Below are 13,110 nucleotides of genomic sequence, written 5' to 3'. Positions count from 1 at the left end.
GATCGCCGCGGCGCCCTCGACGGCCACCAGGCCGGACAGCTGGTTGCGGAGGTGACGATGGTCAGGCATCCCGGGGACGTCGGCAGCAGCGGCCCGACCTGCTCCGGGTCCTTGGCGTTGTCCAGGACGGCGATCAGCCGCCGGTCCGCGGTCAGCTCCCGGAACAGCGCGCCGCGCCGGTCGACGCCCGGAGGGGATGTCGCCGCTCGGCACCCCGAGCGCCCGCAGGAAGCCGCCGACGCGCCTCACCGGGGTCCAGGGGGTGTTCCGACGCCTCGAACCCGCGCAGGTTCACATACAACTGGCCGTCCGGGAAGCGGTCCGCCACCTGGTGCGCCCAGCGCACCGCGAGCGTCGTCTTGCCCACACCTGCCATGCCGCCGATCGCGGAGATGACGACGTGTCCGCCCTGGCCGGTGACGCGGTCGGTGAGGTCGTGGACCGTGGCGAGGGCCGCGTCGCGGCCGCGGAACTGGGCCAGGTCGGGCGGCAGTTGGCGGGGCACCACGGCCTGTGGCGCCCGTCGGGAGGGCCCTCCCGCACCAGGCTGCTCCGCTCGTCCTCCTCCAGGCCGAGCGCGTCCATCAGCTCGGCGAGCGTCGACTGACGCGGCAGGCTGTGGCCCCGCTCCATGTCACTGATGGCGCGTTGGCTCACCCCGGACGCCTCGGCGAGGCCCTCGATCGTCAGCAGCGAACGCTGCCGTGCCCGGCGCAGCAGCCGGCCGAACGTCCCCCTTGTCCATCCCCACTCCGAGCCGGGCCGCACGACGGCGCCCGTGCCGATCCGTGCCGATGGCCCGGGAAGGCCGTCAACGTAGCAGTTCTGGATTGAACATTCGCAGAGGTGTCTCACATGTCGAACGGGGTGCGCGGGATGCACGGGGTGCGCGGGGTGCGCGGGTCGCAAAGGCTTGTGCGGGGCGCACCGCGCACACCTCGGTGAACCCTCACACGTCCGGCGTCGTTCACACAGAGCGGGCTGCTCCCGACACCGACGACCTGAGGGGTTCTGGTGCACGATCTGGCGGACTCGATCGAATCGATGGAACAGCTCTCCGTGGCCTGGCGTGCCATGGTGCTCGACCGGGACGGACGCGGACGTCCGCGATCTGCCCGGCATCGCCGTCCGCTGGGCGGACTGCCGCTTCGCCTTCTGGAACTGCCTCACGCTGACCGAGGTCGGCGTGGGGTCCGACCTCCTGCGACAGAGGCTCGACGAGGCGGCCGGGATCATGCGGTCGAAGGAGCACCCGGGCTTCCTGTGGGTCTTCGACGACCTCGTCCGGGACGACGCCCGGGCCGGGCTCGACGCGGCGGCCGGACAGGCAGGTCTCGAACACGCCTTCCCCGGCACCGGGATGGCCGGGGACTTCCTGCCCGTTCCCGAACCGGCCCACACCCGAGCTGGACTTCGTACGGGTGACGACCGACGCACACCTGCTGGCCTTCGCCGACATCAACGCGCGTGCCTACGGGTTCCCTCGTCGAGGACGGCCGCGACGGCCTGGCCGGCTCCGCGCTGTGGCGCGACCGGGTGCACGCCTACCTGGGGCTGCGGGACGGCGTGCCGGTGACCCGTGCCGGCGCGGTGGAGGCCGAGGGCGCCTGTTCGTCGCGCTCGTCGCCACGGATCCGGCCTGGGAACGCCGCGGTTACGGCGAGGCGGTCACCCGCAAGGCACTGCACGAGGGCGCCCGCGCCACCGGGCTGACCCGGGCGACGCTGCACGCGACCGCCGCCGGGGCTCCGGTGACCCGCGGATCGGCTTCGTGCCGAACTCGCCGATGCGTTTCTACGCGCTCAGGACTGACGCGCTGAGGGACTGACGCCGACGGCGGGACGGCCGATGCCGGGTCCCTGACGACTCGGCACGGCCGGGGGCGGGGGCCGGTACGCGGCTACGGGGTCGTGGCGAGCACCCGGTAGCTGCGGAACCCGGTAGCGACCTCGGTGCCGCTCTGCTGCAGGCCGTCCAGCCGCAGGACGGCGTCGGTGTAGGGGAGTCGGGCACCCCGGGGCGCAGTCGGCCTTGTAGTAGACGTCCATGTACTGGGTGAGCGAGTAGTTCTGCACCGAGTACATGGCCTGCGGCAGGGGTGTGGCACTCGTAGTCCGCGGGGTCGCGCGCACTTCCGTGCCGGTGAAGTCGTGGTTCGTGTAGAAGGTGATCCCTCCGAACTCGGCGGCCGCGGCGGGCTGGGCCAGGCCGACGCCGGCGAAACTACGGCCGCTCCCGACGTCGCCGCCGCCACGGCCACGAGTCCCGCGCTTCCACGGTGTGCGCATGTCGTTCTCCCTGTCGATGTCTCGATGTGTCGATATACGGATGTGCGGATGCACGAATGTGCCGGGCCGGTCGTCGACCGTGACACATGTGTTGCGTACACCCACACACTTGCGCATTCAACGAAAAACTGGGAAGCGGTGTTCCGGTCATTCCTGGTCCCGCCGCACACCGAGCCCCCGACCCGGCCGGCAGCATCGCCCTGCGGGTGAAAGCGGAGCCCTTCGCGGTCGCCGCGACCGGCACGAGCGTCATGTACCAACCACTCGGCGAGGACAGGCCCGTCGTGCTGAGCGAGGGGCTACAAGGGCGATGCGATCGAGCTGACGCTGATCCTCAAGCGTGAGCCCCCACGCGAGGGGTGCTTTACAGCTCTCTGAGGCCCGGCTTCGCTTAGTCCATGACACCTGTCTGGCTTGGCATGCCCTTACCGTTGGCATCTGCCGTTGTTGCTGCTGCAGTGGCGCTGGTGTGGCGCTCCTGGGGCCCGCCAATCAGTACGGGTTCGACAAGAAGTTCCAGCAACGCAAGCTGGACGTGAGTATGCCCTATGAGCAGCAGAAGGAACTTCGGAATCGGATCGCTCTGTACAAGGGATTACTCGCTTGAGACCGGTGGCCAGATGAGGAGCAGGGTTGTGGAACCTCTTCCAACACGAAGGGCATGGATGGCTCCGTATGAGCCAGGGCGAGCATTCGGTTATTACATAAGGTCGTTCTCCTACCGCATTCTGTGCTTGGTGGCATCCCTCACGCCTCATCGAACGCCAGGCCTTCTACGTGGACAGTGTGGTAGCGACGAGGCAGGATCGGCGCCTCCTCGAGGCAATGAAGCTGGGCATTGACGCGCTGTGGACCAAAGCGGACCTGTTCAGCGGACTTCCTTACGACGGCGGGGTCGCGGCCGGCCACTTCTTGCGTGACCACCTCACAGATCTGGCTGACGCAATGTACGACGACGGACGCCCTGATATCGCTCAGTGAGTTCGAGTCCCGCCTTGCGCCGAGACAGGGGAAGCCTATGACGTGGTCTTCAGATTCCTCGACGGGCTCCAAACGTGAAGAGGGCGGAAGGTACAGGTTCGACCGCCTCGTCGTCGTTCAGTTAAATCTACTGGCCACTCTCAATCGCTTCGGCTACGAATACCAGCAAGTTCCAGTAGAGGCGTTCCGGGTTGCAGCAAACCAGTGCGAGCACCCAATCGTTCTCACAATCTCTGCTTCATGGTGCGCCGATACCGCCTTGAGGACGAACCCGGTTACAAAGAGCTCATTGTGGCGGCTGAAGCCCTCGGACCAAGGGTGGATCCAGAAGACTGAGGCACGATGTGGCTCCGTCCGAACCAGGTGACGCCGTTCCACAGGAACCACCAGTCGTCCCTGTCAGAAGCAGCCGCGATAACCACTGCGTGCGACTGCAGCAGACAACGGCGCCTTCGATCTCGATGACGGACGGCCCCGGTCTGATGCGCCGAAGGCGACGACGAGAGTGCGCGAACGAAGCGCGGCGCTTCGCCTCCAGAACTGTCGGCATGGGTGCCGTCACAGGAGTGACGGTGTCCGGCAAAGCGCCCCTGGCGCGCTGTGCTCCCACCGCAGAGGGCCCCATGTGGGCGAAGTGACCTGCCGGGTGGGCCGGCCTGCTTTCTACAGTGAGCCTGCGACTCGATGCTGGAGGACCCATGAGGGTGCTCTGGGCACTGCTTGCGATGCTGTTCGGCGGGCTTGCTCTTGCGGGCATCAGCACGCGATCAAGGCAGCTGACACTGTGAGTCCGTGGGTGACATCGTCATGACGGCGTTCTTCGCCGCCCTGGCATGGATCTTTGTCGGGCATGCGAAGCGGGCAGCAGCCAAGTCACGCGAGGACGTCACCTCGAACTGAGCGCGCACCGCGCGGCGTTGATCACGTTGTGTGCGTCGGCGCCGTACACGGCGGACTCCCTCGGGGTGTTCCCGACCTTCGTGTACAGAGCGACACTGTCGGCGTCGTCAGCCAGAGTTCGGCGTGCCAGTCCTCCCGCGATGACGAGGCGGTCGTCCAGGACCCAGAAGCCGTTCGCCGGGGCGATCTTGACGGAGGCGGAGAAGGGCACGATGCCGAGCTCCACCGTGTCCAGGCCGATGACCCCGGCGAGCCGGTCCAGCTGCGTGGCGAGTACCGCGGGCGGGCAGATCAGGGAGCGCAGGGCCGCTTCCCAGAGGATGACGCGGAAGCGGTGGCCCGCCTGGAACAGCCATTCTTGGCGCTGCGCGCGGGCCCGCACGGCTTCCTCGATGTCGCGGGTGGACCCGTGCAGGTCTGCGCGTACCGGGCGAAGACGTGCCGGGCGTAGTCGGCGTTCTGGAGCATGCCGGGTACCACGGCCTCTTCCCAGGCGTGGATGACGCGGGCCCGGTCGACTTCGGCGTTCCAGCGTTCCTGCACGGGCCGGTGCCCGTTCGCCAGCTGGCGCCGCCATGACTGGATCTGGGTCTCGAACCCGGCCAGACGCGCGGCGAGTTCACCGAACGCGTCGGGCCACCCGATGGCGTCCAAAAAGCGCGCGCAGGTCGTGCGCGCGTGGCGGTCTGCTTGCCGCCCTCCAGCTTGTAGATCTTGGAGTGCGGCCAGCCGAGCAGGCCGGCCAGCTGTGGACCGGTGAGCCTTCCGTCAGGACGCCCGATCCTCAGTTCCCGCAGCCGCACGCCGAGCGCTGCGAGCCTTCTGATAGTCCCGTGCTCACCGGTCACTCTCGCTGGGTCACTCGGTCGCGGCCACCTGTGCCGCGAAGTACTCGTACGGGACGGCGTGATGCACCGCGGTGTCACGCGCCATGAGTACCGCACCACTTCGGCGGGCTCTGTGATGGTCTCGACGCCGGTCAGGCGGTCGTCGTCGTCGAAGTGCAGGACGGCGACGAGCCGGGAGTCGAAAGATCAGAAGTCCTCTTCGATCAAGTTGATCCGCTGTGCGTCGCTGCGCCACAGACACCCGACGTCCTCACCCGAGGCGGCGTTGCACGTGGCGTAGCCGAGGAGGAAAGCGCTGCCCGTCGGTGGGCGGTTGGTCGACGACGCGCACTCGGCCGACGCGTTTGCCCGCCTCGGTCTGGCGTTTGATGTTCTGGTTCCAGGCGCTGTCCAGGTCCCAGGTCTACCTGACCCGTCTCAGGAAACGGTCGAAATCAGGTCCTCGCGGTCCGAGGCGTAGCCGCGCCGCGTCTCCAGATGCCAGGCCGTGTGCTCGAACGTCTCGAAGAGGCGGCCGAACTCCTCCGGCGTGATCATCTCTGGCAAGCGGTGCATCTCCTTCGGTGCCCAGTTGACGAGCAGTTGGCGCGGGACGACGACGGCGGTATCCCCCGGCACCGAAGTGCTGAAGCTGCGGCCGTGTCGTCGGGGTCGGTGAGCGGCCTGCCCTGGACGACGGTCTCGCGCGAGTCCAGGTCCTCATGCAGTGCCGGGCATCCGCCGTTCTTGCTGTCGGTGCCCGTGAAGCGCAGTCGCCTCATGATCGTGTCCTTTCAAGGGGCGTTGATCAAACCAGGATGGCTGCGCCCCGGACCCTGCACCACAGGCTCTCTGGTCATGGCCACACGCACCAAGCCGCAGGACACCGATCGATCCCGACATGTCGTTGGGTCTCCTCGCGCCCCGCGCTCAGCCGCAGAGCAGGCATCGTTGCCCCCCTCCCTTGGAGTTGACCGGGCGTCACCTCAACTCGGACTCGTGGTGCTCGGGAGCGTCCGCGCGGATGTGGCCATACGGCTGGCAGACGTGATCGGCGAGGGGGCCGTGAACGTGAGCACTGAGTGGAGCGCCGGCGCCCTGGTCGTCGACACCGAGACGGAGCAAGACGGGCCGAGGTGATGGGCAGCGTCGGCCCGGCGTACGTCCAGCTGAGGCAGCCCGGACCGGCGGCCGGGAGTGGGATGCCGATCCGCACCGCATCCGTCCGGCCGACGAAGCGGAAGAGCTGAAAGCAGGTCCTATCGAACGCAGTCTGATCGCCTAACGGAGCAGCGCATGAAAGCCACCGTCTTTCCCGACCCGAAGCGCCTGACCGGCGACCAACTGCGTGGCTGGGCCTGCGCGCTGTGCGGCGCGCGGCTGTACGCCGCGACCGGCCGCTGAGCCTGGTCCCCGATCCGTACACCAGCGAGTACGTCGAACTCTGGGCCTGCGCGCCGCGCTGCCCGGGGCGGTGGACGCGATGAGCACCAGACCTGCCGCAGTGCCACCGGTCCACCAGCGAGCCGGTGGCGGTCGCCCTGGAACACGTGGCGTCCGGCCCCGGGCATATCGTCTACCTGTGCGCCGTCTGCCAGTTCGCGCTCGGACTCGTCCCGCTGGACGAAGCACCCCGCGGACTCGCTCGGCTTCCCTGCTCTCCATGGACGGCGTCCCGAGACCGAGCGACAGCGGGGATGACATCGCCTCCCCGGCAGCCCGCTGCCGCTCCCTGAGAGCTCGTAACACGATCACGACCCGGGCTCTTGAGGGCGCGTCCACGCACGCGGGCCGTTGGCGGTGCGCGCCCCGAGGACGGGATTTCCTTCGGGGCGCGCGGCAGGAGTTCCGGTTTCAGGCGTTGTAGCCGCCGTGGGCGTCAGCACCGCGCCCGTGACGTACGACGCGGAAGGAGCTCGCCAAGAAGGCGATCGCCGCGGCGATTTCTTCGAGGGTGACAGGCGTTTGCAGGGACAGCGTGCTGACCAGGGTCTTGAGGTCTCGGGGTTCGTCTCCATGCCGCCGTCCATCAGTCCGGCCTCCACGACGTTGGCCGTGATGTCCCGGGGCCCGGGTCCCTTGCGACCCCCAGGGTGTACCTCGAGATCCCTGCCTTGGTCGCCGCGTAGTCGGCAGCTCCCGGAGTACCGACCCGGGAGCCCAGTCAGAACTCACCGTGATGATGCGGCCGCCCGCGCGCAGCGCTCGGGATGCGGCGGATGATCGCGATCACGCCGAGGTAGTTGGTGGCGTGCATCCGGTCCAGTGCGGCAGTGTCGGCGTCCGGGTCGTCCACTGTGCCAGCCGCGGAGATCGCCGCGTTGTTGACGAGGATGTCAGAGCCGCCGAAGTGCGCCACCACGTCGTCGATCAGCGCCGGCGCCTGACTCGTGTCCGCCTGGTCGGACTTGAAGGCGACGGCCTTCGCTCCCTTGCCGCACACCTCGTCGACGACAGCCTGCGCCTGCTTCTCGGGCTGACGTAGGTGAAGGCGACGTCGGCGCCCTGTTCGGCCAGCAGTCGTACGGTCGCGGCTCCCAGTCCGCGCGACCCTCCGGTGACCAGGGCGACCTTGCCCGTGAGTGCCTTGCTCATTCTTCTCACCTCGTTGATTGACCGTTCCGGCAGTCGCAACGCTAATTGTTACGACAGTCTGTTGCAACCTTCTTTGTTACGACTGGATCCTGTCGTAACATGAAGCGTTGCGGCCGGGGAAGGAGTTCATGAGCGCCAACAGCAGGTTGACCATTGCCGCCCACGCGCTGGCCTGGATCGGTCTCTACCAGCGCCAGGGCGCGAGGTCGCCACCTCCGAGCAGATCGCGACCAGCGCGAACCTAGCCCGGTGGTGATCAGGCGGCTGCTTGGCGACTTGCGCAGGGCCGGGCTCGTGAAGTCCCGGCGGGGTGTGGGCGCAGGCTGGTCGCTGGCGCGCGAGCTGGGGTCGATGACCCTGCTCGACGTGTACGAGGCAGTGGAACCCGGCCCGCTGTTCGCAATGCACCGCACCACCCCGGACCAGGAATGCGTGGTGGGTTACGGCATCCAGCCCGCGATGCAGGGCGTCTACGAGGGTATCGAGGAGACCCTGAGACACGAGCTGGCCCGCGTCACGCTCGAGAACGTACTCGGGACGTGCTCGCGGCACCTCGCTAGTGCTGTGTGGGGCGGCTGGATGGGCGGTGACGTCGGTTCCGACCGCTGGAGGTGTGGTGGCTGAGCCTGTGCGGATACGCAGACTCACCGATCAGGAAGGGCCGAAACTGCAGCAGATCGTGCGCCGGGGACGTACCGGGTCTGTGCACTACTGACGGGCGATGATGCTGCCGGCCTCGGCCGGCGGGAACTGCCCTCCCGGCGATCGCGGATCTGGGGCTTGGAAAGAGGCTTTGACGCGCGGTTCGCTGATCGCCGATGTTGAGCCGGACGTCCGCAGCGAGCACTCACGAACCGCCGCGTCGGCGACGGCTACACCACGGCGAGGGAGTTGTGGATGCTTGTTGTGTCGGCCGCTTCCGGGCGCTTTCGACCGACTGGTCATCGACCAGCTGCTGGCGCGCGGCCATAATTCCGGACCTGCGCGAACAGGCGGCCGTGGAACGCAGCAGACGAACGCAACGGCCCGCCGGATCGCCGAGTTGGGACTTGCCGAGGGCCCGGCGGCCGAAGTGGCCCGTCTGCGCGCCCTGGCCCTGGTGGTGGTGACTGAACTGGCCGTGGCCCAGGACAGATTGAGCGCACATCACGCGCAACTGGCTGAAAGATGTCCCCGGGAGGAGGAGGCCCACAGTGGATGTGCCCGGGATGCTCGTGCCGCAGCCGTCCGCGTTCTGAGGGGGTGAGGAGGAGGGCTTCGATTCATCCACAGGGACATCCGTTCCCCATTGAGCTTCCCTACCGTACTGCCCACATGATCTCGAGCACGGGGTGTCCATGGATGAGCGGTTGCCGGACCTCACGCTGGAAGAGGCGCAGGATGCGATCGATGTCCTGGGCTGGTTCGGCGAGGGCGATGACGAGTGGGCGGACGCTGCACGGTGCCTCGCGAGCAGGCTGGCCGCGCGCGTGCCGTCACGGGATCGCCACCCGTTCAGTGACGGCTGGAGCGGGCCTGACGGTGACCATGCTCCGGGCCCTACGGTCGCAGGGCGCCCGGCGGAACGGGGCCGCGAACCACTTGCAGTAGGCGTACTGCCTCTCGGAGCGCCATCGGCAAGCAGTGGGCCCTGCCTTCCAGACTGGTCCGCAGTCCGCCGGGCGCATGCCGCCGCGGGACGCTACCGAGGATCCAGTGCATGCCGGGCCCGCAGGATGATCCGGTGCGCGTCGGCCCCGTAGACCGCCGACTCGGTGAGGGTGTCCCACACCTTCTCGTAGGACGCCACGGCGTCCGGGGTGTCGGAGCCACAGTTCGGCGTGCCAGTCCTCGACCACCACGAGGCGGTCGTCGTAGAGCCAGAAGCCGTTCCCCGGCGGGATCTTGAGTGAGGACGTGAGCGGGACGATCCCGAGCCGCATCGTGTCCAGGCCGACGATCCCCCGCGAGCCGGTCCAGCTGGAGCGCGAGCGCCTGCGGCGTGCAGATCGGTGCGTACAGCGCCGCCTCCCACAGGACGACGTGGTACTGCTTCGTCCCGGAGTAGAGCCACTTCTGGGTTCGATGCGTGCCCGCACCGCCTCTTCGATGTCCGGGCGTGCGTCCCACAGTTCGGTGTACCGGGTGAACATGGCGCGGGCGTACTCCGGGGGTCTGGAGCACGCCGACGATCGCGGAGTTCTCCCACATCCGGAAGGCGGAGGTGCGCTCGTGCTCCGCGAGCAAGGTCTCCTGTACCGGGCGGTGCCCCCTGTGCGAGCTGGCGCCGCCATGAGCGGGTGAGCGACTCGAAGCCGGCGAGCTGCGCGTGCAGTCCCTCGATGGCACTCTCGTGGCCGGTGGCCCGCGCCCATGCGGTGAGGTCCTCGGGTGTGGCGGTCTGCTTGCCGTTCTCCAGCTTGGAGACCTTGGACTTGTTCCAGCCGGTGCGCCCGGCGAGCTGTTCTCCGGTGAGTCGGCCCCTCGGGGCAGTGCAGTCTCAGTTCTCGAAGGCGTACCCCGAGGGCCGTTCGGGCTTGCTGGAAATCCGTACTCACCTAGTGCACCTATTCAGACTGGTCGCCTCCGGCGTACTTCGCCGCGGCGTACTCGTACGGGACGGCGTGGTTCCACGCCGCATCCCGGGCCATCGAGTACCGCACCACCTGGGCGGGCTCGGTGATCAGTTCCACGTCGGTCAGGTCGTCCGACGCCGTGAGTTGAGCCGTGCCACGAGACGCGAGTCGAAGATCCAGAAGTCCTCGCGCGGCAGCCGGAGCCGTTCGGCATCGGCCCGCGTCAGGGCTCTTGATGTTCTCGCCCAACTCGCTGTTGCGCCGGGCGTTGTCGAGCAGGTAGAGCTGCCCGACCGTCGGGGGATCGTCAAGGACCCGGACCCGGCCGATGGTCTTGCCCTGCTCGATCTGCGGGCGGATGAGCGCGCAGTACGGATCGTCGGGATCCCCAGGTCGCCGACCCGGTGGCGAGGAACTCGCGGAAGGTCTCCGTGGCGTCGTCGCTCGCGTAGCGCCGCCTGCTCTCAAGACGCCAGGCCGAATGCTCGAAGGTCCGGAACAGATCCTCGAATTCGTCCAGGCCGATGATGCGGGGCACGCGCTCCAGCTCCTTGGGTGCGAAGTCGACGACGACGTGCCGGGGGATGACCACGGCGACTTCGCCGGCGGACAGGTGCTCCAGCTGGCCGATGTCGCCGGGGTCGGTGAGAGGCGGTCCGTGGAAGATCACATCTCCTGTGTCGAGGTCCTCGTGGACGGTCGGGCATCCGGTGCCGCCGCTTCCCTGTGCCGTTGCAGCGCAGTCGTCGCGCCATGATCTCCCCCTTCGTCGGGTTTGATCACAGCTTGGCGCCGGCGCGGGATCCGGGCCATGGGGCTTGGACACCTCTAGAAGAAACTTCGAGCACCTTCCGGATCCTGTCAAGAAACTCCGAGCAACTCCGGGGACGAGCGCGGTGGTTGATCTCTAGCGTCCCGGTCATGGCCACACCCGATGCACCGGTCCGCGCCCTGCAGAGCGGTGGAGCAGTTGCGAACAGCTCTGAGCGAGGCGGACATCGTGATCCCGTCCCTCGGGGTCGACGACACCTTTCCGCATCTGGATCTTGTGGAGTTGGGACGCATCCGTCCTGAGGTGGCCATACGACTGGCAGACGTGATCCGGCGAGGGGGCCGTGAACGTGAGCACTGCGGAGCGCCGGCGCCCTGGTCGTCGACACCGAGACGGGCAAGACGGGCCGGCGATAGGCAGCGTCGGCCGTACGTCCAGCTGAGGCAGCCCGGACCGGCGGCCGGGAGTGGGATGCCGACCCGGACCGGATCCGGCCGGCCGACGACGCCGAACAACTGCGGGCGGGGCTCATCGAACGCAGCCTGATCGCGTAGGGAGCGGCGCATGAAGACCACCGTCTTTCCCGATCCGGCGCGCCTGACCGGCGACCAGCTGCGCGGTTGGGCCTGCGCGGCTGTGCGGCGCGCGGCTGTACCGGGACCGGTCCTTGGGCCTGGTCCCCATCCGTACACCAGCGAGTACGTCGAACTCTGGGCCTGCGCGCCGCGCTGCTCGGGACGGCGGGGCGCGATGAGCACGCAGTCTGCCGCGAGTGCCGCCGGACCACCAGCAGCCGGTGGCGGTCGCCCTGGAGCACGTCGGCGTCCGGCGGGCACATCGATCTACCTCTGCCCCGTCTGCCAGTTCGCCCTGGGGCTCATCCCGCTGGACGACCATCCGGCCGGCTCGCTCGGCTTCCCGCGCTACGTGGACGGCACCCCGAGACCGAGCGGCAGTGGGGGACGGCGTCGCCTCCCGGCAGGGGCCCGCTGCCGCTCCCTGAACGCCCGCTCGGCCGTGCCGCCCGGATCGGACGGGCGGAGCGGGGCCATGATCCCAACCGGAAGGGAATCACCGTGACTGTCTTGGCCGAACGACCGTTCGCCACCGCGAGCCGGGACCCGCGCGAACTGCTCAACGCGGTCCGCCCGTTCGTGAAGGAGTGCACCTGCAGCGTGTTCGATGCCCCCGGCAGCGAGGGCGTCTGTGGGACCGTGAGGTCGCGCTGCTGATGCGCGACAACCTGCTGACCCGGCTGTGGGCGGAGGAGATCCCTGGGCAACGCGGTGATGTACCTGATCACCGCGATGGAACGGCGACCTCCACCTCGGCATCAGCATCGGCATCGGCATCGGCATCGGCATCGGCATCGGACATCGGCATCGGCAAGATCGCGAACATGGGGGTGCACCAGATCATCCTGGACAGCCCGGTGTTCTTCGCGATCTGCCGCGTCTGCAACGGCAGGGCATACAAGCACCACGCACCGCTCGTGCGGCGCCGCACCGACGGCCTGGTGCAGCGCACCGTGGACGTGATCCGGGGCCAGGGCTTCAGCGAGCGCGGACCTGTATGGGCCTCGGACGGCACCAACCTGCTCGCCGTGCGACGACCTCAGAGTGCCTGACAGTCACTGATCGCTTAGCGAACGCCCGCCCCAGTTTCCCCCGAGCGCTCCCCCGTCTCACCGCAAAGGACCGCAGTGCCCGCAGAACACGGCATCGCCGCCGAGACCGGAACTACTGGGACGCCTACGCGGAATCCGCCTTCAAGGGCGACATGGAGCCGGTGTTCCACCTGGACGCAGTACGCCGGGCACGGCCCCGGCGCTGCTCGGGGAGCCGGCCCGCGTCCTGGGAGATCGGAGGTGCGGCACCGGCCGCGCCTGGCCCACTCGCCGGGCGCGGCATCGCGGCCCGCGGCATCGACCTCTCCCGGTCATGGTCAAGAAGACCGGCGAGCGGTGGGCCGTACAGGGCCGAGTTCGTGTGCGGCGGTACTCGACTTCCTGCGCCACGACACCCGTAGGTACGACGCGGTAGTACTCGATTTTCGGCGCGGCCTGGTTCACCGACCGTCGCGGCTCTTCCCGCTGGTACGTGAGGCGCCTGCTCGACATGTGATGACGACAGATTTGATATTACCCATTATTATTACATTATTATTAGTGTGTGTGTGTGTGTGTGTGTGTG

The 13,110-nt window shown here is 68.2% G+C and carries 11 protein-coding genes and 6 pseudogenes; 5 read left to right on the top strand and 12 right to left on the bottom strand.

Annotation, left to right across the window (positions count from 1 at the left end):
• Positions 1-151: 151 nt before the first annotated feature.
• A complete protein-coding gene (locus RBJ77_RS21745) occupies positions 152-508 on the bottom strand; it encodes a hypothetical protein (RefSeq protein WP_372346584.1) in 357 nt (118 codons plus the stop codon).
• 47 nt (positions 509-555) lie between these two features.
• Positions 556-768, bottom strand: a pseudogene (locus tag RBJ77_RS21740) (helix-turn-helix domain-containing protein); the annotation flags it as partial.
• 246 nt (positions 769-1,014) lie between these two features.
• On the opposite strand from RBJ77_RS21740, the pseudogene RBJ77_RS21735 reads away from it, so the two are divergent.
• A pseudogene (locus RBJ77_RS21735) lies at positions 1,015-1,828 on the top strand (GNAT family N-acetyltransferase).
• Here RBJ77_RS21735 and RBJ77_RS21730 read toward each other — a convergent pair.
• On the bottom strand, positions 1,803-2,288 hold the full coding sequence (locus RBJ77_RS21730) for a hypothetical protein (RefSeq protein ID WP_372346559.1): 486 nt from the start codon (positions 2,286-2,288) through the stop codon (positions 1,803-1,805). The pseudogene RBJ77_RS21735 and the gene RBJ77_RS21730 sit on opposite strands and share 26 nt — an antisense overlap.
• An 825-nt stretch (positions 2,289-3,113) precedes the next feature.
• Between RBJ77_RS21730 and RBJ77_RS21725 the strand changes: the two genes are divergently transcribed.
• Complete coding sequence (locus RBJ77_RS21725) at positions 3,114-3,269, top strand: hypothetical protein (RefSeq protein WP_372346558.1); 156 nt, start codon at positions 3,114-3,116, stop codon at positions 3,267-3,269.
• Between the two features lie 886 nt (positions 3,270-4,155).
• On the opposite strand, the gene RBJ77_RS21720 is transcribed toward RBJ77_RS21725, so the two are convergent.
• The 7 genes and pseudogenes from RBJ77_RS21720 to RBJ77_RS21690 all read right to left on the bottom strand — a co-directional run bounded on the left by RBJ77_RS21720 (position 4,156) and on the right by RBJ77_RS21690 (position 7,591).
• The gene (locus RBJ77_RS21720; RefSeq protein WP_372346557.1) at positions 4,156-4,551 is read right to left on the bottom strand and encodes a Scr1 family TA system antitoxin-like transcriptional regulator; all 396 of its coding nucleotides are present in this window, start codon (positions 4,549-4,551) and stop codon (positions 4,156-4,158) included.
• Positions 4,461-4,649, bottom strand: coding sequence for a hypothetical protein (locus tag RBJ77_RS21715; protein WP_372346581.1), 189 nt, complete (start codon positions 4,647-4,649; stop codon positions 4,461-4,463). The genes RBJ77_RS21720 and RBJ77_RS21715 overlap by 91 nt, the downstream gene beginning before the upstream one ends.
• Before the next feature lie 251 nt (positions 4,650-4,900).
• Positions 4,901-4,972 (bottom strand): annotated as a pseudogene (locus RBJ77_RS21710) (hypothetical protein); the annotation flags it as partial.
• Positions 4,973-5,267: 295 nt separating this feature from the next.
• Positions 5,268-5,387 (bottom strand): DUF6879 family protein, encoded by a 120-nt coding sequence (locus RBJ77_RS21705; protein WP_372346580.1) that lies wholly within the window; start codon positions 5,385-5,387, stop codon positions 5,268-5,270.
• Between the two features lie 47 nt (positions 5,388-5,434).
• On the bottom strand, positions 5,435-5,635 hold the full coding sequence (locus tag RBJ77_RS21700; protein ID WP_372346556.1) for a DUF6879 family protein: 201 nt from the start codon (positions 5,633-5,635) through the stop codon (positions 5,435-5,437).
• A 1,525-nt stretch (positions 5,636-7,160) separates the two neighbouring features.
• Positions 7,161-7,439, bottom strand: a complete 279-nt coding sequence (locus RBJ77_RS21695; protein ID WP_372346555.1) for an SDR family NAD(P)-dependent oxidoreductase — start codon at positions 7,437-7,439, stop codon at positions 7,161-7,163.
• Positions 7,367-7,591 carry an SDR family NAD(P)-dependent oxidoreductase gene (locus RBJ77_RS21690; protein ID WP_372346554.1) on the bottom strand — a complete coding sequence of 75 codons (225 nt, stop codon included), beginning with the start codon at positions 7,589-7,591 and terminating at the stop codon, positions 7,367-7,369. Before RBJ77_RS21690 ends, RBJ77_RS21695 begins: the two co-directional genes overlap by 73 nt.
• A 128-nt stretch (positions 7,592-7,719) precedes the next feature.
• On the opposite strand from RBJ77_RS21690, the pseudogene RBJ77_RS21685 reads away from it, so the two are divergent.
• Positions 7,720-8,151 (top strand): annotated as a pseudogene (locus RBJ77_RS21685) (Rrf2 family transcriptional regulator).
• Positions 8,152-9,595: 1,444 nt separating this feature from the next.
• On the opposite strand, the pseudogene RBJ77_RS21680 reads toward RBJ77_RS21685, so the two are convergent.
• Together RBJ77_RS21680 and RBJ77_RS21675 are read right to left on the bottom strand one after the other, a co-directional pair.
• A pseudogene (locus RBJ77_RS21680) lies at positions 9,596-9,781 on the bottom strand (hypothetical protein); the annotation flags it as partial.
• A gap of 356 nt (positions 9,782-10,137) precedes the next feature.
• Positions 10,138-10,901: pseudogene (locus RBJ77_RS21675) on the bottom strand (DUF6879 family protein).
• Between the two features lie 1,102 nt (positions 10,902-12,003).
• On the opposite strand from RBJ77_RS21675, the gene RBJ77_RS21670 reads away from it, so the two are divergent.
• Together RBJ77_RS21670 and RBJ77_RS21665 are read left to right on the top strand one after the other, a co-directional pair.
• Entirely contained in the window at positions 12,004-12,150 is a 147-nt protein-coding gene (locus RBJ77_RS21670; protein WP_372346553.1) for a hypothetical protein, read from the top strand.
• A 167-nt stretch (positions 12,151-12,317) separates the two neighbouring features.
• Complete coding sequence (locus RBJ77_RS21665; RefSeq protein ID WP_372346552.1) at positions 12,318-12,545, top strand: hypothetical protein; 228 nt, start codon at positions 12,318-12,320, stop codon at positions 12,543-12,545.
• Positions 12,546-13,110: the final 565 nt, after the last annotated feature.

It is taken from the genome of Streptomyces sp. KL116D (assembly GCF_030766975.1).
GTDB lineage: Bacteria > Actinomycetota > Actinomycetes > Streptomycetales > Streptomycetaceae > Streptomyces > Streptomyces longispororuber_A.
Note: the sequence above shows the minus strand (reverse complement) of the source record. Positions and strands in the feature narration are given on the sequence as shown.